Annotated in this window: 20 protein-coding genes and 1 pseudogene; 10 read left to right on the forward strand and 11 right to left on the reverse strand. The window is 65.7% G+C overall.

Translation table 11 applies throughout. The annotated features are described in order from the left end of the window. Window positions 1-264 precede the first annotated feature (264 nt). A complete protein-coding gene (locus ACQP2U_RS18830) occupies window positions 265-645 on the reverse strand; it encodes a DUF5313 family protein (protein WP_433715841.1) in 381 nt (126 codons plus the stop codon). Window positions 646-1,059: 414 nt separating this feature from the next. Here ACQP2U_RS18830 and ACQP2U_RS18835 point away from each other — a divergent pair, with 414 nt between their 5' ends. From ACQP2U_RS18835 to ACQP2U_RS18845, 3 genes and pseudogenes are all read left to right on the forward strand, one after another. Next, window positions 1,060-2,892: a phosphoenolpyruvate carboxykinase (GTP) gene (locus tag ACQP2U_RS18835; RefSeq protein WP_433715842.1), complete on the forward strand. Its 1,833-nt coding sequence runs from the start codon at window positions 1,060-1,062 to the stop codon at window positions 2,890-2,892. A gap of 2 nt (window positions 2,893-2,894) precedes the next feature. After that, window positions 2,895-4,577 (forward strand): SulP family inorganic anion transporter, encoded by a 1,683-nt coding sequence (locus ACQP2U_RS18840; protein ID WP_433715843.1) that lies wholly within the window; start codon window positions 2,895-2,897, stop codon window positions 4,575-4,577. Between the two features lie 90 nt (window positions 4,578-4,667). Continuing rightward, a pseudogene (locus ACQP2U_RS18845) lies at window positions 4,668-5,235 on the forward strand (formate hydrogenase); the annotation flags it as partial. A 136-nt stretch (window positions 5,236-5,371) separates the two neighbouring features. Here ACQP2U_RS18845 and ACQP2U_RS18850 read toward each other — a convergent pair. Both ACQP2U_RS18850 and ACQP2U_RS18855 read right to left on the reverse strand, forming a co-directional pair. After that, a complete protein-coding gene (locus ACQP2U_RS18850; protein WP_419150678.1) occupies window positions 5,372-5,731 on the reverse strand; it encodes an ArsR/SmtB family transcription factor in 360 nt (119 codons plus the stop codon). 1,163 nt (window positions 5,732-6,894) lie between these two features. After that, a complete protein-coding gene (locus ACQP2U_RS18855; RefSeq protein WP_433715844.1) occupies window positions 6,895-8,262 on the reverse strand; it encodes a wax ester/triacylglycerol synthase family O-acyltransferase in 1,368 nt (455 codons plus the stop codon). A gap of 116 nt (window positions 8,263-8,378) precedes the next feature. Between ACQP2U_RS18855 and ACQP2U_RS18860 the strand changes: the two genes are divergently transcribed. Continuing rightward, entirely contained in the window at window positions 8,379-8,741 is a 363-nt protein-coding gene (locus ACQP2U_RS18860) for a hypothetical protein (RefSeq protein ID WP_433715845.1), read from the forward strand. 251 nt (window positions 8,742-8,992) lie between these two features. Here the strand turns inward: ACQP2U_RS18860 and otsB are convergent, their stop codons facing one another. The 5 genes from otsB to ACQP2U_RS18885 form a co-directional block, all read right to left on the reverse strand. Further along, window positions 8,993-12,958 (reverse strand): trehalose-phosphatase, encoded by a 3,966-nt coding sequence (otsB, locus tag ACQP2U_RS18865; RefSeq protein WP_433715846.1) that lies wholly within the window; start codon window positions 12,956-12,958, stop codon window positions 8,993-8,995. Window positions 12,959-13,003: 45 nt separating this feature from the next. Beyond that, window positions 13,004-13,240, reverse strand: a complete 237-nt coding sequence (locus ACQP2U_RS18870; RefSeq protein WP_433715847.1) for a hypothetical protein — start codon at window positions 13,238-13,240, stop codon at window positions 13,004-13,006. Window positions 13,241-13,258: 18 nt separating this feature from the next. Continuing rightward, entirely contained in the window at window positions 13,259-14,689 is a 1,431-nt protein-coding gene (locus tag ACQP2U_RS18875; protein ID WP_433715848.1) for a serine hydrolase domain-containing protein, read from the reverse strand. A gap of 35 nt (window positions 14,690-14,724) precedes the next feature. Then, window positions 14,725-15,009, reverse strand: coding sequence for an SHOCT domain-containing protein (locus ACQP2U_RS18880; RefSeq protein WP_433715849.1), 285 nt, complete (start codon window positions 15,007-15,009; stop codon window positions 14,725-14,727). 136 nt (window positions 15,010-15,145) lie between these two features. Continuing rightward, window positions 15,146-15,628 carry a DoxX family protein gene (locus ACQP2U_RS18885; protein ID WP_433715850.1) on the reverse strand — a complete coding sequence of 161 codons (483 nt, stop codon included), beginning with the start codon at window positions 15,626-15,628 and terminating at the stop codon, window positions 15,146-15,148. Window positions 15,629-15,777: 149 nt separating this feature from the next. Here ACQP2U_RS18885 and ACQP2U_RS18890 point away from each other — a divergent pair, with 149 nt between their 5' ends. Further along, entirely contained in the window at window positions 15,778-16,332 is a 555-nt protein-coding gene (locus ACQP2U_RS18890) for a flavodoxin domain-containing protein (protein ID WP_433715851.1), read from the forward strand. A gap of 214 nt (window positions 16,333-16,546) precedes the next feature. Next, window positions 16,547-17,074, forward strand: a complete 528-nt coding sequence (locus ACQP2U_RS18895; protein WP_433715852.1) for a hypothetical protein — start codon at window positions 16,547-16,549, stop codon at window positions 17,072-17,074. Window positions 17,075-17,150: 76 nt separating this feature from the next. Here the strand turns inward: ACQP2U_RS18895 and ACQP2U_RS18900 are convergent, their stop codons facing one another. After that, entirely contained in the window at window positions 17,151-17,288 is a 138-nt protein-coding gene (locus ACQP2U_RS18900; RefSeq protein ID WP_433715853.1) for a hypothetical protein, read from the reverse strand. After that, a complete protein-coding gene (locus ACQP2U_RS18905) occupies window positions 17,285-17,497 on the reverse strand; it encodes a hypothetical protein (RefSeq protein ID WP_433715854.1) in 213 nt (70 codons plus the stop codon). Before ACQP2U_RS18905 ends, ACQP2U_RS18900 begins: the two co-directional genes overlap by 4 nt. Window positions 17,498-17,720: 223 nt before the next feature. Here ACQP2U_RS18905 and ACQP2U_RS18910 point away from each other — a divergent pair, with 223 nt between their 5' ends. From ACQP2U_RS18910 to ACQP2U_RS18920, 3 genes are all read left to right on the forward strand, one after another. Continuing rightward, on the forward strand, window positions 17,721-17,963 hold the full coding sequence (locus ACQP2U_RS18910; RefSeq protein ID WP_433715855.1) for a hypothetical protein: 243 nt from the start codon (window positions 17,721-17,723) through the stop codon (window positions 17,961-17,963). A 474-nt stretch (window positions 17,964-18,437) separates the two neighbouring features. Then, window positions 18,438-19,043 (forward strand): Rv1733c family protein, encoded by a 606-nt coding sequence (locus ACQP2U_RS18915; protein ID WP_433715856.1) that lies wholly within the window; start codon window positions 18,438-18,440, stop codon window positions 19,041-19,043. A gap of 142 nt (window positions 19,044-19,185) precedes the next feature. Then, window positions 19,186-19,416 carry a hypothetical protein gene (locus tag ACQP2U_RS18920; protein WP_433715857.1) on the forward strand — a complete coding sequence of 77 codons (231 nt, stop codon included), beginning with the start codon at window positions 19,186-19,188 and terminating at the stop codon, window positions 19,414-19,416. A gap of 192 nt (window positions 19,417-19,608) precedes the next feature. On the opposite strand, the gene ACQP2U_RS18925 is transcribed toward ACQP2U_RS18920, so the two are convergent. Next, a complete protein-coding gene (locus ACQP2U_RS18925; RefSeq protein ID WP_327098136.1) occupies window positions 19,609-19,989 on the reverse strand; it encodes a carboxymuconolactone decarboxylase family protein in 381 nt (126 codons plus the stop codon). Window positions 19,990-20,458: 469 nt separating this feature from the next. Here ACQP2U_RS18925 and ACQP2U_RS18930 point away from each other — a divergent pair, with 469 nt between their 5' ends. After that, complete coding sequence (locus tag ACQP2U_RS18930) at window positions 20,459-21,052, forward strand: hypothetical protein (RefSeq protein WP_433715858.1); 594 nt, start codon at window positions 20,459-20,461, stop codon at window positions 21,050-21,052. The last annotated feature ends 79 nt before the right edge of the window (window positions 21,053-21,131 follow it).

Here is a 21,131-nt window from a genome sequence, read left to right on the forward strand (position 1 = left end):
TGACGGTTCCGATCAGAGGTGCACCGGTGGGGAGAATGGCCTTCCCGTACTGATATCGACCAGCGGCTGTGCGCCGCATCGCGGGCAGCAGCGTGCTCTGGGCTCCAGCACGGAGGTTCGGCACAGCAACGCGCAGTGGTAGCACCGCAGAATCCGGCCGCGCAGTCGGCCGATCGGCGTTACCCGCGTCCCACTCGTCTCCTTCGAGGTTGTTGCCGATATTCGCGATTGTTCGATCACGCGGGGACAGTGGGTGGCTGGCGTTCAGGCGCGTCCGTGGCGGCGTTCGTAGTCCAGTCGCTGTGCTGCTGCGCGGTCACGCTGTCGAGAGTCGGCCAGGGCGGGATCGAGTCCGTGCTTGACCAGGCGCGCGCGACGGTAGACGAACATCAGGGCAGCGGTGAAGTAGATCAGCGGCAGATATAGCAGTGCCATCATCGCCAGGCCCATCCAGAGTGGCCCCGGGACCAGCAGAAACAGGCACAGCACCGGGATGATCGGGATGAGGAACCGCATCAGGTAACGCCGAGTCGCGCCAGGACCGGTCAGATCGTTGCGCACCCATTCCGACATCGACGCGGGCAAGGTACGCCCGCAGATGTAGGCGATCCGCTGCGGGAGTGTCGGTGTCGTACGTTCGGTCATCTGATCAACATCCTGGTCATGTTCGCAATTATGCAACTAGTATCCCCCATCGGCGCGCAGCGGCGGTCATGCCAGCCGCGGCTAACACCCTCGATCGAGGAGAATCCGATCTGTTTGCTAAAATTCGCAAGTCTTCAGATCGCTGGTTCGCGGTATGCCAGCCGCCACGGGCGTGTGGGCAGTGCTGAGATCTTGTAAGTTGCCACCTCAACCGGCTGATCGTTCGTGAGATCGGGGCGTCGAATACGGTTCGGGACCCCGGCACTTCCTCTCGAGGCCCTTGCTCGTGGTTGCGGCTTCCCGGAGATGGAGACATGCCTGGCGGGAGTGCGATTTCTCACGAGGCGACCTGCTGGCTAACTGATTGCACGATTTCTAAACTAGATACGTACGCGAATCCGAAGGAGAGCAGCAGTGATCGATAGCTCCGCCCCCACGGTGGCCGCCTCGGCCCCGACCGATCATTCCGGTGTCGCCGCCTGGGTCGAGAAGGTGGCGGAGCTGACCGCGCCGGATCGGATCGTCTGGTGTGACGGCTCCCGGGCGGAATGGGACCGGCTGACCGCGGAGCTGGTAGCCAAGGGCACCTTCGTGCCGCTGACGGCCAAACCGAATTCGTTCTGGTGCGTCTCCGATCCCGATGACGTGGCGCGGGTAGAGGATCGCACATTCATCTGCTCGGAAGATCCCTCGAATGCGGGACCGACGAACAATTGGGTTGATCCGGTCGATATGAAGACCGTGATGAGCGAGCACTACCGTGGCGCGATGTCAGGGCGCACGATGTATGTGATCGCGTTCTGCATGGGCCCGCTGGATGCCCCGGAGCCGAAATATGGTGTGCAGATCACCGATTCGGCCTACGTCGCGGTGTCGATGCAGATCATGACCCGCTCGGGTACACCGGTGTGGGAATCGCTCACCGGTGAAACCGAATTCGTGAAGTGCCTGCACTCGGTTGGCTCGCCGCTGAGTCCCGGCGAGCAGGATGTGCCGTGGCCGTGCGATCACACCAAATACATCGCGCATTTCCCGGAGTCGCGCACAATTTGGAGTTACGGGTCCGGGTACGGCGGCAATGCCCTGCTCGGTAAGAAGTGCTTCGCGCTGCGGATCGCCTCGGTGATCGGCCGCGACGAGGGATGGCTGGCCGAGCACATGCTGATCCTGAAACTCACCTCCCCGCAGGGCAAAACGCACTACATCGCGGCGGCATTCCCGTCCTCCTGCGGTAAAACCAACCTCGCGATGCTCGAACCGGCGCTGCCCGGCTGGAAAGCCGAGACCATCGGCGACGATATCGCCTGGATGCGCTTCGGCGCCGACGGGCGACTGTATGCGGTGAACCCGGAGGCCGGGTTCTTCGGAGTCGCACCGGGGACCGGCGCGAAAACGAATCCGAACGCAATCGCCACGATCGAGGCCGGGAACTCGATCTTCACCAATACCGCCCGCACCGACAACGGCGATATCTGGTGGGAGGGGCTGACTGAACAGCCGCCAGCGCACCTGATCGACTGGCATGGAAACGACTGGACACCGGAGGCGGGAACACCTGCCGGGCACCCGAATTCGCGCTATTGCACACCGATCGAGCAGTGCCCGTCGGTGGCTCCGGAGTGGAACGACCCGACCGGAGTGCCGATTTCGGCGATCTTCTTCGGCGGCCGCCGGGCCACCACAGTGCCGCTGATCGCCGAATCCTTCGACTGGGAGCACGGCGTTTTCACCGCGTCGGTGCTGTCGTCGGAGACCACCGCCGCGGCGGCGGGCAAAGTCGGTGTGGTGCGGCGTGATCCGATGGCGATGCTGCCGTTCCTGGGCTACCACGTGGGGGACTACTTCGCACACTGGCTGAAACTGGGCGCGGCCGCCGACCCGGCGAAGCTGCCGAAGATCTTCCAGGTCAACTGGTTCCGGCGCAGCACCGACGGCAAGTTCCTGTGGCCGGGCTTCGGCGACAACGTCCGGGTTCTGAAGTGGGCCCTGGAACGCCTCGACGACGAGGCACCCGCGCTGTGGACACCTGTCGGTCTGGTGCCGACCCCGGATGCGCTCGATCTCACCGGGATCGCCGACGGGTATCGAGACCTGGTGGGTGACGCGCTGGCGGTCGATATCGAGGAGTGGGTGGCCGAGACCCGTTCGATCGATGAGTGGTACGCCACCATCGGCGGCAACCGGCTGCCCGAGGTACTGCGCGAGCAGTTGGCCGGTCTGAAGTTGCGCCTGCTCGGCGCGCGCTGATCGTGCGGTCACTGCTACCGACCTGGTCGGAATGGCGGCCCGCGCTCCGGGCTCCCGGCGCGGATCTGCTGGCCGGGTTGATCGTGGCGCTGGTGGCGTTGCCGCTGGCACTGGGATTCGGCATCAGCTCGGGGTTGGGCGCGGCGGGCGGTTTGGCCACCGCCGTGATCGCGGGCGCGCTGGCGGCGGTATTCGGCGGTTCCCGGTTCCAGGTGTCGGGCCCGACCGGGGCCATGACAGTGGTGCTGGTACCGATCGTGCATGCCCACGGTGCCAGCGGCGTACTCGCGGTCGGGTTGATGGCGGGGCTGCTGCTGGTGGTGCTGGCGGCGGCCGGGGTCGGGCGCGCGGTCAGGTACATGCCCGCCCCGGTGATCGAGGGGTTCACCGCGGGTATCGCGGTCGTGATTGCGCTGCAACAGTTTCCGGCCGCACTCGGTATCACCGATGCCAGCGGCGACAAGGTGTGGCAGTCGGCCGTCGACGCGGTGCGCCGCTTCATCGAGACACCGAGCGTGGCCACGCCGGTCACCGCGCTCATGGTGGCCGCAGTGATCCTGATCGGTGGCCGCTATCTTCCCAAGCTGCCGTTCGCGGTGGCCGCGGTCGCCGCCGCCACGGTCGTCGCGGCGGTGTTCGATATGGATCTCGCCCGCATCGGGACTATTCCATCGGGGCTACCCGCACCGTCGCTGAGCTTCGTGCACCTCGACGAACTCGGCTCACTGATCGGACCGGCCCTGGCGGTGGCCGCACTCGCCGCACTCGAGTCACTGCTGTCGGCGACCGCGGCGGATTCGATGTCAGTGGGCACTCGGCACAACCCGGATCGGGAGCTGTTCGGTCAGGGCTTGGCTAATATCGCCGCACCGCTGTTCGGTGGTGTGCCCGCGACCGGGGCGATCGCCCGCACAGCGGTCAACGTCCGCTCCGGCGCACGCACCCGCCTGGCGGCACTCACCCACGCCGCAATCCTGGCGGCGATCATCTACCTGGCCGCGCCGCTGGTCGCCGACATCCCGCTGGCCGCGCTGGCGGGTGTGCTGCTGGCAACGACCGTGCGCATGGTGGAGACGGCGTCGCTGGCCGCGATCGCGCGGGCCTCTTGGGGTGATGGGATCGTCATGGCGGTCACCTTCGGTGTCACCGTCGCACTGGATCTGGTCACCGCCGTTGCGGTCGGTGTCGGTTTCGCAGTCGTGCTCGCACTGCGTTCGGTGGCGCGGGAGGCCCGGCTCGAACAGGTGCCGCTGGATGAGGGCGACCATCTCGCCGAGGAACACGACCTGCTGCGCGATCACATCGTCGCCTACCGCATCGACGGACCGCTGTTCTTCGCCGCCGCGCACCGGTTCCTGCTCGAGCTAGCCGACGTCGCCGACGTCAAGGTCATCATCCTGCGCATGGCCAAGATCACCGCGTTGGACACCACCGGCGCGCTCGTGCTCAAGGACGCCATCGGCAAGCTCGAGCACCGCCACATCACGGTGCTGATGTCGGGACTGCGCAGCGACCACAGACGCCGCCTGACCGCTATCGGCGCACTACCGGCCGACGGCGCGCAGAGCATTTTCGCCACGACTCACGAGGCGATCGACCACGCACGCCGGTATCTCCCGGTCTCCCACCGAGGCCACCGACCTCCGCACCTGCTGGAACAGCCCACCACCGCGGCGGCACACTGACAGGCTGCCTCGTCGGATCCGAAACGGGTAGGCCGCGTCATGGGCGGCCCGCATCCCTGCGAGCAGCACGGTCAACCGCATCGCCGCGACAACCACGCCGCCGCCCTCGCCAACGACGTCGGCTTGGCCAACGCCCACGCCCAGCGCATCCGTGAACAGCTGCTGCGGATCAACGAGATCTGCGCGCGCGATCCGGCCGGGCGGTGTTGTGCTGCAGGCGCTTCCCGATACCGACCAGCTGCGATCGATCGCCGCCGATCTCACCGAGCTCACCCTCGGCAACGCGGGTGTCTACGATCGATTCGCCGGTACCGGAGTCCTGGCCACCGACGATGCCCGTGCGCTCGGCTATCCCGCCCGGGCCAGCGGTATCGCCACCGACGCCAGAATCGAACACCCGACCGTCGAACTGCCGGTGACCGAAGTCAGCGCGACCGGCGGTGATGTGCTGGCCCGCTACACCGTGCGCCGCGACGAGTTCGCCGCATCGGCCGCACTGGTCACCGAGCTGGTCCGAAACTACAGCGGGCCAATAGAATTCACGACCAACCCGGCACGGACACCAGCAGCGGCGAGCGGCGTCGGTATCGTGGAAGGCTGGCGCGTCACCATCGTGCGCCGGGTCGAACTCGACGACACCCACCACATCACCCGCGCCAACTCATCGCCTTCGACGGCGGAATCGATAGTCACTGTCGACGCCTCACTCCCACGAATCGATCCACTAAAGTATGTATCTTAGAAAATCTGCAATCATTGCGCCCGTGTAAACGACTCATGCTCGGCTCGAATTGTCAGCTCGCGGACTTGCTGATCAACGTCGGCTCGACTGGCCCCTCGAGCAACTCGGCTTGACCGGCGACGACTCCGGTCAAGATCGCCCGCGCCACCGTCAACAGCTCTGCAACCCGCGGCGAGGTCAACGCATACGACACAGACAGTCCCTCGCGGCGAGCGGTAACCAGCCCGGTCCGGCGCAGGATCGCCAACTGCTGAGACAGATTGGCGGCCTCGATACCGACTTCCGGCAACATCTCCGAGACCGCGTAGTCACGTTCACTGAGCAGCTCCAACACCCGGATCCGCGCCGGATGGCCCAGGGTCTTGAAGAAGTCGGCCTTCATTCGATAGAGCGGCTGGCGCGCATCGCCCATGATGTTCTCCACTCATCCGAAACCCGACCACAACAGAGATTAATTTCTAATCTTAGCAACTCGCCTAGTCAGCTGCCGTCGACGCGCTCGCCGCCAACGATACGGTCACCACGCCGGAACGGATCACGTCCGGGAACACGACGAGGTCCGTCGATTCTGGAATCAGCAAACATCGGTCGATACCGTGCCGCTCGCACTCCCAGTCCCCATTTCCGCGCGGCGGGTCGGCGGCAGGTGCTCTACACGAATCCAGGTCGAGTATGCATGCGTTACTCGCGGCCTACGCGTGTAGACGAGTGTTCCGGATGGGCCGGATATCGGCGATGAGGTGTTCACGACGGAGATTCGAATCTCTTTGCGCAGCAGGGCGAGCACCAGCTGAGGCCGAAGAATGGACCAGTGAGGTTTTCAACAGCAGGTGGTTGCGCTGTGGTTACTGTGCCGCAGCGGCTGTGTCATTGGTCCTGTCCGAGCGCGGTAAGGGGTGCCGCTGTTTCCTCGAAGAGGGTCAGGCGGGAAGAGGGCGAAGAAGCCGTCCGGGCTGTCGTAGTGCCCGCACCAGGGCAACAGCCGGACCCGTACTCCAGTATGAAATCCGGCGCGATCAGCTCTCGCACCCGGTCCATGTCATGGTGGGCCAGGGCCACCGGCAGAGTTGATCTCCTCACCGAGTTCGCTGCCGCGGGACCAGGTTTCCGGACGATCAGGTCGATGTCCCAGACAACCTATTCGACCTCACGCCCCACCCGACGTTGACCCGCGCCGTCAGCGGATCAGCCTCAGCAGGTGGTGGCGCCTCGCTCCCGTCGTCGGCGGCAGCGGCAACTCCGGGCCCGAGGCACTCGGCGAGCGCTACTTGCGCGGCCAGTAATCCAAGCTGCACTCGCAGCTCGGGCGCGATGTCGCTACCTTGCAGGTCGAGGGCAGCCGAATGTAGCTGAGCGCGTGCGGATTCGAGCCCATCGAAACTCCCTGGAGCGATCACGCCGATCAGACTATCGACATAACCGGGTGCTGCTGCCCGAAACTCCGCTCCATTCGCCGACCGCATCATGCACACGCCCATCCGGAACGCGCCCTGGCGGACCCCGACGAACCGAACCCTTCCAGACAAGGGCCGAATCGGGGCAGCTCGATGCCTGGCCGGTTTCCGGTCGCGTCAGTCAAGACGGCCGATCGCCGAGAGTCGTCTTCTGGTTTCGTTCGCGGGCACGGTCCAGCAATTCTGTGATTCCGTGTTCGATTTCGTCGGCGATCAGGTCGATATCGGGGGTGGTGTCGTAGTCGCCGGTGATGCCGAAGGTCAGCTGGTCGGTGTAGCTGAGGATCGCGATGGTGGTGCGCAGTCGCATGGCGATCGGGATACAGGGCAGGATTTCCAGGACCTCGCGGCCCTGTAGCGATAATTTCTGCCTCGGGCCCGGGACATTCGTGGCGAGCGCGCTGACACCGTGCTGGGGGTAATGCATGGCCAGCCGCAGGGTCCACGCGACGAATGCGAATGGGAGCCGACCCGCCATCGACAGCACGGACTTCTCGGCTTCGGCCTCACCGCGTGATCGGTGTTGTGCGATGCGCTGGTGGACGGCCGTGAGCCGCTCGACCGGATCGGAGATCTCGACCGGCAGGTACGGCAGCATCGCCGAAACTCGGTTGTCGAGAACGTATTTCGCGTCCTCGTGACGCATGGACACCGGTACCAGTATGCGGATCTTATCGGCGGTCGGTTCCTCGCCGCGCTTGTGCAGCACGGTGCGGTAGGCCGAGGCGACGGTGGCGAGGGCGACATCGTTGACAGTCACACCGAATGCGGCACGGATCTCCGCGATGTCCGCCAGTGACGCGCGTGCGACGGCGTAGCGCCGCTGTCGGCCGATCGGGCCGTTGAAGGAGGAGGTGCCGGTCGGCGTTACTGCGGCGTACACGACCGGAATCAGGGCCCGCGTCATGTCGAAGGCCATTCTCGGCATGGCCATGGACAGTCGAAGGCTCTGGGCCGCCAATCCGAAAGCGTTGATCTGTTGACGTGTTCCGGTTGTCGGGCGCGGCGCACTCGTGCTGGAGACAGGATCGCAGAAACTCTCGAACAGGCCGATGCCGGACGCGCCGTCCACCATCGTGTGATGGGCTTTGATGATCAGCGCCCAGCGATCCTCTGCCAGATGCTCGACGACGATGCACTGCCACAGCGGGTGGTCTCGGTCGAGTCGTTCCTCGAGTTCGGCGGCGACCAATTCGCGCAGCGCCGCCTCGTCGCCGGGCTCCGGCAGCGCCGTCCACCGCAGGTGATGTGCCAGATCGAAATTTGGATCGTCCTCCCACACCGGGGCGGCGAGATCCGCGACGGTACGGCGTACGCGCTGGCGGAGCCGACTATCGCTCACCAGGCTGCCAGCCATCGCGGCGGTGAATTCCTGGCGTGCCGGTACCGGACCGGCGATGATCGCGATCGCGCCGATCCCGAGACTGATGTGCCGGTCGGCGTCTTCCATCTCCATGAAACCCGAATCGAGCGGGCCCAATTCGCTCATCACAGCCACCTGTCCCGGCAGCCGCCGCGGCCCGGCCACCGGCTGGGAAACTGCCTGCTATAACGGCAATTCTTCTCGGTGGGGTGCCGCGGGGGCAGATGCCAAGGTAACCGGGGATGGTGACGTTGGCCCCCGACACTCGGGCCAGCGCGTGGAACGAGCGCAACCGACGTCCTGTCGCCGATGTCCTGTCGTGCAGCGCGGTGCGGGGCCTACTGGCCCGGGGCGATGCGGAATACCGGATAGTCCGGGGCGATGCGCTCGAACTCGGCGACCGGGGCATCGCGTGGTATCGGGATGTGCGGTCGCGCGCCCGGTGCCAGTTGGAGGTAGCGCCGTGGACCGGGGCCCGGCTTTCCGGATCGACCGATACCAGCCGGACCGCTTCCCGGCGACCGTGCCGCAGGATGGCTCGGCCGTCTGCCGCGGTCAGATTGCGCACCCAGTTGACGTTGGCACCGAGCATCGACACCACATAGCGCCGCCCGTCGGATTCAGTCAGCACGATCGGAAACCAGATGAGGCGACCGCTGCGCCGGCCCCGGATCCCCAACGCCGCTACCCGACGGGGCATGATTCCGGCCGCGAAAGCGCGGGCTGAGAGCCAATTCTGTACGCGCGCGAACAGATTCGGACGGCCGGTGCGATACAGCCAGCGCAGATAGTCGTGATACCACCGCATGATCGGCTCCTCCGTTGCCGCAGTGTGCTATTCGAATCCGGGCGGGCGCTAGGCGCGAGCCCGGAAGGTCCAGCCGGGGGCCAACTGTTCGATCTGTCCGCGGCATTCGATCTCGATCGGTGGCAAGTTTCCTGGCTCCGACCTGACTTCGACGTCGCCGCCGCTGATTCGGATTCTGAGTTGGTGCCCGCGGTAGGTGATCGGGAAGGTCAGCGCACCAAGGGATGATGGCCAGTGCGGCGCGAATATCAAACGCTCGGCACGGGTTTCGAGCCCGGTGAAGCAGCGTTGCAACAAGTCGATGCTGCCTGCCATAGCGCCGAGGTGGATACCCTCGGCGGTGGTGCCGCCCTGGATGTCACCGATATCGGACTCGAGGACGCTGTCGAAGAATTCCATCGCTCGTTCCCGGTTGGCGCGGGCCAGCACCCATGAATGGACGACGCTGCTCAGCGTCGATCCGTGCGAGGTCCGTGCGAGGTAGTAGTCGATGGTGCGGGGGATCATCGATGCGGGCAGATCGTAGCCGAGTTCTCCCAGCAGTTCCAGCAATTCGTCGGAGGACAGCAGATAGAACAGCATCAGCACGTCTGCCTGTTTGGCGGCCCGGTAGCGATTGATGTCGTCGCCCTCTGCCTCGAGTATGCGGTCCAGTCGCTGGATATCGCCGTACCGCTGCCGGTAGCGTGCCCAATCCAGTTCGGCCAGTTGGTCGTAGCCCTCGAACTGGCTGATGATGCCATCGTGGAGTGGCACGTTCATGTGGCGGCTGACCTCGGCCCAATGCTGCGGTTCCGATGGCGCCACCCCGAGGGTTTCCAGCAGTTCGGTGCGTTCGCGCGGCGCGAGCAGGTCGAGGGCGTCGAGAGCGCGCCGGATTGCCCACACCGCCATGATGTTGGTGTAGGCGTTGTCGTCGATGCCCTCGAAAGGGCGTGCCGGATAACCGGAATGGAATTCGTCCGGTCCGATCACACCCCGAATTCGGTAGCGGTCCCGGGTTGCGTCGTAGGTGGCGATGCTGGCCCAGAACCGGGCGATCTCCACCAGCATCTCGGTGCCGCATTCGCGTAGGAACTCGCGGTCGCCGGTCACCTGGTAGTACTGCCACACGTTGTGGGCGATCGCGATACCGATGTGATTCGCTCGCTGGCTCGGGTCGGGATTCCACCGCCCGGATCGTGGATTGAGATGCATTTGCTGGCTTTCCTCGCGCCCGTCGCTGCCGGACTGCCATGGGAACATCGCTCCGGAGTAACCATTTTCGTGCGCCGCGCGCCGCGCCTCGGGCAGTCGCCGGTAGCGATACCGGAGCAACGATCGGGTCAAGGCGGGAAAACGCAGGTTCAGGACCGGGAAGACGAACAGTTCATCCCAGAACACGTGTCCGCGATATGCCTCACCGTGCAGTCCACGCGCCGGGACACCGACATCGAGGTCGGCGGTATTGGGTGAGAGCGTTTGCAGCAGATGCAGCAGATGGACGCGCAGCACACGGGCCGCGTTCTTGCGGTCCTCGAGCTCGATGGACAGCCGATCCCACAGGCGTTCCCAGGCCGCGACGTGACCGTCGAGCAGCTGCCCGAATCCGCCCTCGGCACTCAGCCAGCGCACGACCTCCTCCTCCGGCGTCGAGGTCGCGTGATCACGCCCGGTGCAGATGGTGACCGTCTTCTCCAGGGTGACCGCCGCCCCGCCGGCCACCTCGACGGTGAAATCGTGTCCGATCACTCCATCTTGTTCGACGAAATCCCCTGCCCGGTAGATGTTTTCCCCGTTCTGCAGGATCCTGCTGCGCGCCGCGAGTGCCACCGAAATTCCGGACCTGCTGGTCCGTACCGTCAGCAACACCGAATCAGCGGACAGCTTTGTCCCCTGCATGTCGGTGAGATGGTCGCCGGACAGTCCCCGATAGCGTTGCACCAGCTCATTTCGGACAGCTCCGTCCAGGGCCGAGCGGATCACCAGGCGCCCCGACCAGTTCTCGGCGACAACCGTGGTCTCCAGAGCGCAGACATGGGGTCGGTGCATAGCGACCACCCGCCGGTGCTCGAGCGCGGTGATCCGGCCCGCGGCGTCGCGGAACCGGAAGCGGCGGGTGAGCACGGCCCGGCGCAGGTCCAGTTCCTGCCGGTAGAACAGCAATTCTGCGGTGTCGAGGTCGAACCACGGGCCGTCCTCGATCCGGAACGACACCGGTAGCCAGTTCGGCAGGTTCACCAGACTCTCGTTGGAGACTTGCCGCCCGGCGATCTCGTCGGTGAGCCGGTTGTAGATGCCGGCCGCGTAAGTCCCAGGATAGTGGTGCTCCCCCGCCCGTGCTTCCGGCGCCGCGCCGCGCGTGGCGAAGTAGCCGTTGCCGAGCGTGCACAGTGCTTCTCGGAGTTTCTCCGTGTGGGGGTCGTAGCCGTCGAAGGCCAGTGTCCAGGCATCGGCCGTGTCCGCGTCGGATTCGCGATGCAATGTCCCGGCGAGCCGGTCGAGGAGTTTCCTGGCCCGGTCCGGCCCGTCCACCGCGAACCGTGCGGCCGTGCGCCGATCGCCATCCTCGCTGTGGCGCACCACGATTCCGATCCCGTGTGCGGCGACCGCGTCGAAGGCGTCCTCGTCGGTGAGATCGTCGCCGAGGTAGATCGGCAGCTCCGGGCGGGCGAGCTGATCGAGGATCCAGTCCAGCGCCCGGCCCTTGTCCCAGTCCGTATCGGGGCGCAACTCGGTTACCTTGCGACCGTTGGAGATCCGAAGCCCGGACTGTTGCGCGACCGCGTGCACGGCGCCGATCACACTGGCCACCACCTCCGGTGCGGCGTTGCGGTAGTGCACCGCGACGGCGAATCGCTTGTGCTCCACCAGAATTCCGGGAATTTCGGCCACTCGACGGGTCAGCTCATCCGCGGCAGCGGCAATGGCGTGCTCGGCGGTCGGTGCCGCGTCGTGTACGTGGTAACCGCCATCGGGATCGATCAATTCGAAACCATGGCTGCCCGCATACCAAATCCCCTCCAGCCCGACCCGTTTGCGTAAATCGGTGAGATCGCGACCGCTGATGATCGCGACCGGGCAGATACCGGCGAGTTCGGTGATCGCGACCGCCGCGCCGTCGACCAGGGCGGCGGCATCCGGATCGGGCACGATCTGGGCGAGCGTTCCGTCGAAGTCCATCAGCACGGCCACATTCGCGGTATCGAGCAGAGTCGATATCCGGGCCCATGACTCCAGCGCACCCGGAATCTCCGACATGCGCCGGAACCCGGCGCGCACCCGCACCTCGGCCAGATCGGCAACCACGACATCGGCCCCATGGGCACGCAATTGATCGGCGTGCCCGGTTCGATCGATACCTATCACCAGCGCGAAACCGCCGCGCCGTCCGGCCGTTACCCCCGCTTCGGCGTCCTCGGCCACGACCGTCCGGCCCGGATCCGCGCCGAGCCGCCGGGCCGCCTCGACCAACATCGCCGGATCGGGTTTTCCCTGCAGCCCCAGATTTTCGGCGACGATCCCGTCGACATGTACCGCGAACAGGTCCCCGATCCCGGCCGCCTCGAGCACCTGGGCACAGTTGCGGCTGGCCGAGAAGACCGCGGCACCGATCCCCGCGTCACGCAGTTCACGCACCAAGGCGACAGTGGACTCGAAGACCGGAACGCCATCGCGGGCCAGCCGATCCTGGAACAGATGATCCTTCCGGTTGCCGAGGCTGCAGACGGTGGCGGCGTCCTCCGGATCGGACGGAACGCCCCAAGGCAGCGAAATACCGCGTGCGGCAAGGAAATCCGCCACACCGCTATATCTCGGCTTGCCGTCGACGAAGCGCTGGTAGTCCGCCGCGGTGAAGGTCGAGCGGTCCTGCCCAGGCCCGGCGGGGCGAGACGCCAGGAAGGGGTCGAACAGGTCGGTCCACGCGGCGGCGTGCATCGAGGCGCTGTCGGTCACCACACCGTCCATATCGAAGATCACCGCGTCGTATCGGCGCGCGTCGATCAATTGTGCGGCCTGCTCGCCTGTGTTCACAGCTCTAGCCTGGGGCGATTTGTCGGCCCGATCAAGAGCCGGAGGTCATGCGGCGAGCGGCCGAATGCCCCACCGCATCCAGGTGATCGGGCGGATGCCGGGAACCGACGGCTCCTGCTCGGCTGCGGCGGCATCGCACCGCATCATCGGCGTACGGCGATGGCGGGCCGCTGGCTGGAATGCAGCGCTCGCCCGCCATCGCCAACCCACAACCCGCCCCGACCAGCTGCCCAATTCCTGTGTCTGCGCCGCGGCGACCGTGCGGACCGCCATCGGCGCCACACGCGGCTGATTCCTCGTTTATCGGTCGCCGCGGCGCAGCAGCGTCATCGGTACGAGATCGAAATGCATGTGCATCGTGTCGCTCGCCGGGGCCCGCGTGAACACGATCCTGCCGGTACCGATGCCGAACTGGGTGAGGTCGACCCGGAATACCCACGGATCGCTGGGGTCGTCAGGATGCAGCGGCAATCCGCGCAGCAAGCTCGGAACGGGGGTCAACAGCCGCAGCACGGGCCTCCCGGAATGGATCCGGACCTGCACCCCGGCGCCGATCATGGAACGGGCACGAAGATCGGTGAGGGCGCCGGGCAGGCGGTAGTAGCCGCAGATCTCGTTCCAGATCTCCGGATGGTGAGCGACATCGGTTCGAATCGCGTCGGCGCGCACACCTAGCAGATCGTTCATCAGCTCGGAAACCTCCGCGGGTAGCCACAGCATGGCACGGTGCGCTCCGTTGGTGCTTGCGAAGATCCCGAGTCCGTCGTCGGGCGCGACCCAGATCTGGGAGTCGAACCCGGGCAGTATGCCCTGATGTTCGACGATTCGATGACTACCCGCGACGCCACGGAAGAAGGCCAGCCCCATTCCCGGTATCCGCCGATCCGGCTGATACTGCGGCTCGAACATCGTTGCCAGCGTGCTGGATTCGACAACCGCACCGAATTCGTTGGCCCCGCCGCCGGAGAGCGCCGCCAGATAGCGGGCCATGTCGCGGGGCGTCGAGTAGGCCGACGCGGCTCCGGCGGTCACCATCTCGCGAAGGGTGATGGCGCGTGGTCCGTTGCCCCGCAGGTGGTAGCCCGTCGCGAGGCGAGCACGCATGCTCGGCGTGAGCTCCAGGTCGGTATCGGTCATGCCGAGCGGCCGGAAGATATTCTCGCGCAAATACTGTGCCAACGAGATTCCACTGACATCCGCGATGATCTGCCCGAGCGCGGCGAACCCATGGTTGGAGTAGGTCCAGCGAGTGCCGGGTTCGGCCCGCAGGCACAAGCCACCTCGGTAGTAGTCCGCGAGTGCTGGTATCGGCGTCCCGAGCTCCACGCTCTCGCCGAAGTCCGGCCGCAAAACCCGTGTGGGATGTACTGTCTCGCCGATCCCCGCAGTGTGAGTCAACAAGTGGCGCACGGTGGCGTGCCGAAAACCGGGGTCGGCGGGAACGAGCGGAAAGGCGCGCAAGTACCGCTCGGCCGGGACATCGAGGTCGATCAGGCCGCGCTGCACCAGCTGCATAATTCCGGTTGCGGTGAACGTCTTGGTGATCGACGCGACCCGCACCACCGTATCCACGGTCATCGGCCGATGCGCGGCGAGATCGGCGAAACCGTTGCCGGAGAAGAACTCCAACCTCCCCGCCCGCACGACCGCTAACGCCGATCCCACCATCGCCCGACGAGTCGGCAAAGCTTCGACCCGATCCCCCACACTGCTTCGTTCGATCACCGGCATAGCGACTCCGGTCGACTCCTGGGTAGGGCCGTTCATCACCGCCGTGACCCCGGCGGCGCGGCATGCGCGTGCAGCGTCTCGAGTCGACTCACATATTCCTTCTCATCGATCTCGCCGCGCGCGAAGCGTTCCGCGAGCAGATGCTGGGCGGTCCGCAGTGACGGACCGGTCGAGGCGGGGTGATCGGAACGGGTGGTCATGCGAACCACCAGTACGAACGCGGCGATCAGCAGACCCCAGAACAACACCATCCCGACGCTCATCCAGGCGTAGCCCCACCCATTGAGGTCGTGGTCGTACCAATACATCATCTCGGGCATCTCCTCGACGTCACGAACCGGGGCAGACTGCGGATCGGTTCGACAGGTAGCAACACTGTGCGCCCGCTCGCAGGGCGATCGGCAGGGCCGATCGCCCTGTCCTGCGGGTACCAATGACACACGCGCCGAATGACACCTACCGACGACTTCCGGTTCCCCGGCCCAGCACGGCATCGGCCGAGTAGGCGCCCGCACCGACGATGAGCAAGAACACGCTTCCGCATAATTGGGCTAGGTCGACGCGGGATTCGTGCACGAAATCCCACCACCCGGACTTGCCGGTGAACAGTGCGGCCGTACCCCAGACGATGGGCAATTTGGTGATCAGCAGTGCACCGATCATGTCCACGATCATCGGGATCGCCGCGAGCCGCGTAAGCAGACCGGCCAGAATCAGTGCACCGCAGCCGATTTCGAATACTCCGTCGAGTGCTGCAACGAATCCCGCCGCCGGGATATCAGCCTTGTCGAACCGGCCGGTGCCGAGCGTCTCGGTCCGCAGAAACTTCAGAATGCCTTCGAAGAAAAAGACCGCGCCGACATACAGACGGCTCAGCAGCACCGAGCCGGGCGCGGTGGTCGCAGTGATTCGAGCGAGCCAGTTGCCGTTGGCAGACATGCGACCTGCCTTTCGAACCACAATTCTATGAAACCCGGCACTACCGTCGCCTGATCCGCGCCGCAACTGCCTCCGATGGGTCATTGGTCCCGGTAGCCCGGGTACCACGACTCTGACCGGTAAGCCCCGCTTTGCACCACGCTGAGGGCATGGAATCGAATACGCCCCGGATCGCGGTCATCTACGCGACCGCAGAGGGATCCACTCGTGATATTGCGGAGTTCATCGCCGATGATTTCCGCGCTCGTGGCGCCGATGTGGAGTTGAGCGACATCGAACACGCGCCCGACCTGTCCCACTTCCGCGCGATCGTACTCGGTAGCGCGGTGCACAATAGAGACCTCCTGCCAGCCGCGACAACCTTCGTTCGGACCCATCGCGAAGCGCTGCGCAACACCGATGTCTGGATGTTCAGTGTCGGTCTCGGTCCGGCACTGCGCGGCCCGATCGGGCGATGGATCGGCGGCAAAGTGCCGCAGAAGATCGCGGCCCTCGTCGCGTCGGTCGCCCCGTGGGACTATCGCGCCTTCGCCGGGCATTACGAACGCGCCGGTGTCTCGCTACAGGCACGCACGCTCTACGGCCTCATGGGCGGCCGACGCTACGGCGACCTGCGCGACTGGGACGCGATCCGCACCTGGTCATCGATGATCGCGCAATCGCTGGCCCTGCCACAGCCGCAATCGACGACGATCGCGCCCTGACCGGAGGTTTGACCGACCTGCCCCGAAAGTCCAAGCCAATAACCGTTCCAGCGGTGTGCGCCGCGGACCCCGAAGCGACGGCCGAAAAGTCATCGGGACTGCCCGACGTCCGAAGGTCCCCCGGCAAGCGTCGGTTCGGCCCTGTTCGACGGTACCGTCCGTCCGTAGCGTCAATTGCACCCTCCACCCAGTTTCACATCAGGAGGAGACCGACATGTTGGCGCGGGTCATCTACGAATCTATGTTCGGCAACACCGCCGCTATCGCCGCTGCCGTCGCTCAGGGGCTCAGCGAGTACGCCACCGTGGAGTTGCTCAACGTGGCGGCCGCCGCGGAGCTGCCCCAACCGGCTGCGGATCTGTTGGTGGTGGGTGGGCCGACACATCTCCTCGGGCTCAGCCGATCCCGGACCCGCCGTGATGCCGCGCAACGGACCGACGCGCTGGTCCCGGTCGAGATCGGCGTCCGGGAATGGCTCGACAGGGCGCTGCCGGTAGTAGCGGGCACCCGAGCCGCGGCCTTCGGCACGAAGGTCGTGAAGTCATCGTGGTTGCCGGGGTCGGCCGCCCGCAGTGCCGGTAAACGATTGCGGCGCTTAGGTTATGAACTCGTCGATGAGCCGGTGGACTTCTTCGTCGACAGCGTGACCGGACCACTGGCCGCAGGTGCGCTGGAATGCGCTCGCGCTTGGGGCGAACGCCTCGCACATACCGAGGCCGATCGGATCGCGCATCGATTCTGAGGCCGACCCCGGCCGGACCATCGACTACTTGTCGGCCCGCGTACGTAGGCTTCGTTGGCACAGTCAGCGACGGACATCATCGTCGCCGCCCGGCCCAGCCGAGCTCGAAACCGCCGAGCCGAGCAGCACGCACACCGGTTGCAGCCAACTGGTGTGGGCGAATAACAGCCAGTTGCACCACAATCCAGCCGATCAGCAGCAACCCGGAGATCATCGCGACAGCGCGTGTTGCTCACCGCGGGCGGTAAGCAGCGCGGTCGCTGCCATTGGGGCCTCGACAATGAGACCGAGCGCCACTCCGCCGAGGACTGGGCTGTGTAGCGGCAGTCGGCAATCGATCGCCGGACCGAGGTCGACGAGACCGAATTTCATCGCCAGCGCACCCGCCGCAGCCCAGATCGCCAACATTCCGGCCAGGAACATCAGTACAGCGCTCCGGGTACCCGATTCGCTCTACCTGGTGTGTGAGAGCCACGGCACCGACTATCCGCTCGGCGGGCGGAAATGAGTAAGGGCCGTAAGTCAGCAGCGCCGAGGTCAGACGGCGGTCGGTTCGAGTACGTCCAGCAAGCGCTGGCGGGCGAGTCGTTCACACAGTTCCGGCATTGCGCCGGATGGGGTTCCAGCAAGATCCCGTGCACACTGGGTGTGGGCGTTCGGGCTCTATCCGAGCGCCGAAGGCACTCGGCTGGTCAGCCGCAACCCCATCGCGCTGCCCGAGGCAGCGCTGCCCACTCGCGTACTCAACCGGTTCATCATGGAGCCGGGCAGTTGGGTGATGGAGCGCAAGATGCTGCTCGGCATCAAACAGCGCGCCGAGCGCACCTCTGCAAAGGCCTTACGTTCCGTCATACTCCCCGACCCACCCGCCGCGGTCGCCGGCCAGTGACCATGGCCTTTCAGGAACGGGCGTAAGGCCCGCATCGACTGGCGTATCGCCCGACGGCACTCGACGATATGACCGATAACGGCGTAACTGATCATGGCCGACAGTCGCGGCCGCGGCGGCTTCACTAGCCTGTTGCTCGGCCGCACATCCAATTTCCTTGTATAGCAAGCCCATTGCGCCGTCATGGTCACCCGAACCGCACAGCGGCGCCATCGTTCGAGCGTGGACCCCACCGAACCCCGGCGTTTAGCAGCGCTGTTCGACTCTCGATTAATGAAACTCGGTTCGCACGGCTATGCCGGGCAGCCGACGCTGTCGCACATGCGATGGGCCTGTGACCTCGGATGCGGGGTCACAGGACTCGACAATGCATGACCTTTGTCTCTGCTCCGGGACCGCGCTGAGCGAGATGCTCAAAGCAGGCGACCACGAAATTCACAGAGGTGGCAGCGCCGTTGAGAAGAGGTGATCCGGGTGTCGCAGTACCCGTCACTGTCGGTCCGTATCTGGAGGACGCGACCGTGGAATACCAATCCGCTGATGCGGGCGTCGGATCGATTCGAGGCGCTGGTCCGGATGCTGGCCGCTGCGGCGATGCTGGTCGCCATTCCGATCGCGGGTGCGGCGGGGACCGCGGGATATACGGCGGCGGCGGCGCGGATCAGCTCTGATAATTCGGCGAAAGTCGCTGTGACGGGCGCGATTTCGGGGGACTTGAAGCGGACCGCAGTGGTGTCGGCGCGGTCGGAGATGACCGAGACCCACGCCGAAGCGCCGGTGCGCTGGAATCAGAACGGCCGATCCGGCACGGCGACGATCGAGGTCCCGGATACGGCGACCCTCGGCGATGAGGTCACGGTGTGGCTCGCCCCCGACAGCTCTCCGACCGGTCCGCCGCAGCAATCCAGCGTCGCCGTCGGCAACGCGATCGGGGTCGGCCTGGCGGTTCTGATCGAAATCTGGGGCGCCGTCCTGGCCTTGGTTGCGTTCATCGCGTGGATGTTGGGCGCTCGTCGTCGTGCTGACTGGGAACGGGAATGGCGGCAGATCGGTTGGCAGACCGGCAGCGACCGTCGGTGACGATGTCGACCGAGTTCGGGAAGGGGGCCTGCGCATTCCGTTGGCCCGGCGTCGCGGTCATCGTCGTCGACGCAATCACAAGCGGTGCCACGCTATAGTCGCCTGCCAGATAGCCAAAGTCCACGGTGCCAGGCGTATCGTCTTGGCCGTCCAGTTAGGCGCACACGCCATAGTGCCCGAACTCTTCGGGGTAGCCGACGAAGTGATCTGCCTGCGGACACCGTCGAGTCTTTCCGTTGTCGGCGAATGGTATTCGCAGTACGGTCGAACCTCCGACGACGAGGTCCTCGAGCTGCTGCACCGGGCCGCCGGAGCCGAATTGCTACGTCGGGCCGCCGCGGATCTCTCGGGGCCGCCGCCCGGCTCGAGTTGACCGTTCAATGGCGGACAGGTTGGTGAGTTGACCGAACGCCCTGAGAGCAACTCCACTCGAAGACGCGATCACGTCCCGCTCTCGCCCACGCTCGCTGGCCAACACCCTCTGCTGCTCACCGCGGTTGCTACGGCCTGCGGCTGTCTTGCTGGCGTCGCGCAGGCCGACCTCAACGGTCGTTCGGTATCCGCGTCAGGTGTGATCGGCCCGCGCCATGCCGTCGTCGCGGCGATCGGCGTAGAACTCGGTGATCGCGGCGTACGCCCGGGCGCCGTAGACGGTCGCGGGGCCACCGTTCATCAGGAAAGTGACACCGATCGCCTCGGCGGCCTCCGCCGGCGTGGCACCGTGCCGCACCGCGGCGTGCGCGTGCGCGGCGATGCACCCATCGCATTCCTTGCTCACCGCGATTGCCAAGGCGATCAGCTCTTTTGTCTTCGCGTCCAACACTCCTGCGGCGAGCGCGGCATCGTGCAACTGCTTGTAACCCGCATACACATCCGGTATCGCGCGCCGAAGCATGCGGGTCGGAGCACGCAACTCGTCTCGGACCGCCGTACCGTAGCTGGCCATACTCATTCCCTCCGGCTTGTTCTGACACGTCCACGATCCGCTGGTCGACCGGTTCACGATGCGGTCTTTAGTCCTGTTCGGGCGTGGCTTTGGTCGTGGTCCAGACGCCTGGGGCGGATGTGATGGGGCGGCGAGAATTCGCGGTCCGGTGAGACCAGGAAGGACTTTCGCCCTTTTCCAGGACAGTCCCATTTTCCAGCGTTGCAACATGGGCAACTTGTCAACGACCGCGAGTTGTGTGGAGGCAACGTGATCAGGGCCGTGCGTGATGGGGCGACAACCGGGCCGGGCTGACGAGGTGCCGGAGCGAATTGATCGGGCAGCTCAGTCACCGCTGGCGCTGTTGCTATGGGTGGCGGCAGGGCTCTCGTGGCTCACCGATCTCGGCGACGCTATTCGCCTCGCACGATGCTGATCGGGCATCGCACCGAGTGCAGGAGGGCGGTCCTGGTCGATGCACACTGCGCGGATGCTGGTAACACCCCTCGACCTCGACCTCGACGTCCTGGACAAGAGCGCCTACACGAAGCTCGCGGTGGCCTCCGAGAACGTCACCGCGGTACGCCGCTACGACACCGAGTATCAGACCGAATTGCATTGGTGGGCTGGCCATTCCGGCGACCCGGAGGGTATCCCGCGTGAGGCCCCGATCTCCGACGCCGAATTCGCCCGCGTCGGCGTCGGGCGCACCTTCCCCTCCGCACCGCATTCCGCGCGCCGCGACAGCCTCGAGGACCAGGCTCGACTGCTGGTGCTCAGCTCGCCCCGCGAATCCGTGACAACCTGGCTGCACACCGGTGAGGCACTCTCCGCCGCGCTACTGGAATTCACCGCGGCCGGATTGACGACCTGTGCGCTGACCCACATCACCGAGATACCCGCGGGCCGCGAGGCTATCGCGGGGATGCTGCCCCACCCTGGTATCCCCCAGGTCGTGATCCGCGTCGGCACCGCACCCGCCGACGCCGCGCCGCCCGCTGACCGACATTCTGACGATGAACCACGGCTGAGCCGACTACGACAACGACGATGGGGCGGCCGCGGGAACTTCATGTCGCCGTGATCGGTGACATCGGCCGCGCCGCGAACCCCGGCACCGGAGTGGCCTCGCAGACCAGCGCCACCGACATGCCACGCGCTCC

This window comes from Nocardia sp. CA-084685 (genome assembly GCF_050955785.1).
Classification (GTDB): domain Bacteria; phylum Actinomycetota; class Actinomycetes; order Mycobacteriales; family Mycobacteriaceae; genus Nocardia.

What these genes read in the sequence shown, in the direction of transcription:
- ACQP2U_RS18830 (WP_433715841.1), bottom strand. Translation starts at nt 645, where the DNA reads ATGACCGAACGTACGACACCGACACTCCCGCAGCGGATCGCCTACATC.
- ACQP2U_RS18850 (WP_419150678.1), bottom strand. Translation starts at nt 5,731, where the DNA reads ATGGGCGATGCGCGCCAGCCGCTCTATCGAATGAAGGCCGACTTCTTC.
- ACQP2U_RS18855 (WP_433715844.1), bottom strand. Translation starts at nt 8,262, where the DNA reads ATGAGCGAATTGGGCCCGCTCGATTCGGGTTTCATGGAGATGGAAGAC.
- ACQP2U_RS18860 (WP_433715845.1), top strand. Translation starts at nt 8,379, where the DNA reads ATGGTGACGTTGGCCCCCGACACTCGGGCCAGCGCGTGGAACGAGCGC.
- ACQP2U_RS18875 (WP_433715848.1), bottom strand. Translation starts at nt 14,689, where the DNA reads ATGCCGGTGATCGAACGAAGCAGTGTGGGGGATCGGGTCGAAGCTTTG.
- ACQP2U_RS18880 (WP_433715849.1), bottom strand. Translation starts at nt 15,009, where the DNA reads ATGCCCGAGATGATGTATTGGTACGACCACGACCTCAATGGGTGGGGC.
- ACQP2U_RS18885 (WP_433715850.1), bottom strand. Translation starts at nt 15,628, where the DNA reads ATGTCTGCCAACGGCAACTGGCTCGCTCGAATCACTGCGACCACCGCG.
- ACQP2U_RS18890 (WP_433715851.1), top strand. Translation starts at nt 15,778, where the DNA reads ATGGAATCGAATACGCCCCGGATCGCGGTCATCTACGCGACCGCAGAG.
- ACQP2U_RS18895 (WP_433715852.1), top strand. Translation starts at nt 16,547, where the DNA reads ATGTTGGCGCGGGTCATCTACGAATCTATGTTCGGCAACACCGCCGCT.
- ACQP2U_RS18900 (WP_433715853.1), bottom strand. Translation starts at nt 17,288, where the DNA reads ATGATCTCCGGGTTGCTGCTGATCGGCTGGATTGTGGTGCAACTGGCT.
- ACQP2U_RS18905 (WP_433715854.1), bottom strand. Translation starts at nt 17,497, where the DNA reads ATGTTCCTGGCCGGAATGTTGGCGATCTGGGCTGCGGCGGGTGCGCTG.
- ACQP2U_RS18925 (WP_327098136.1), bottom strand. Translation starts at nt 19,989, where the DNA reads ATGGCCAGCTACGGTACGGCGGTCCGAGACGAGTTGCGTGCTCCGACC.
- ACQP2U_RS18930 (WP_433715858.1), top strand. Translation starts at nt 20,459, where the DNA reads ATGCTGGTAACACCCCTCGACCTCGACCTCGACGTCCTGGACAAGAGC.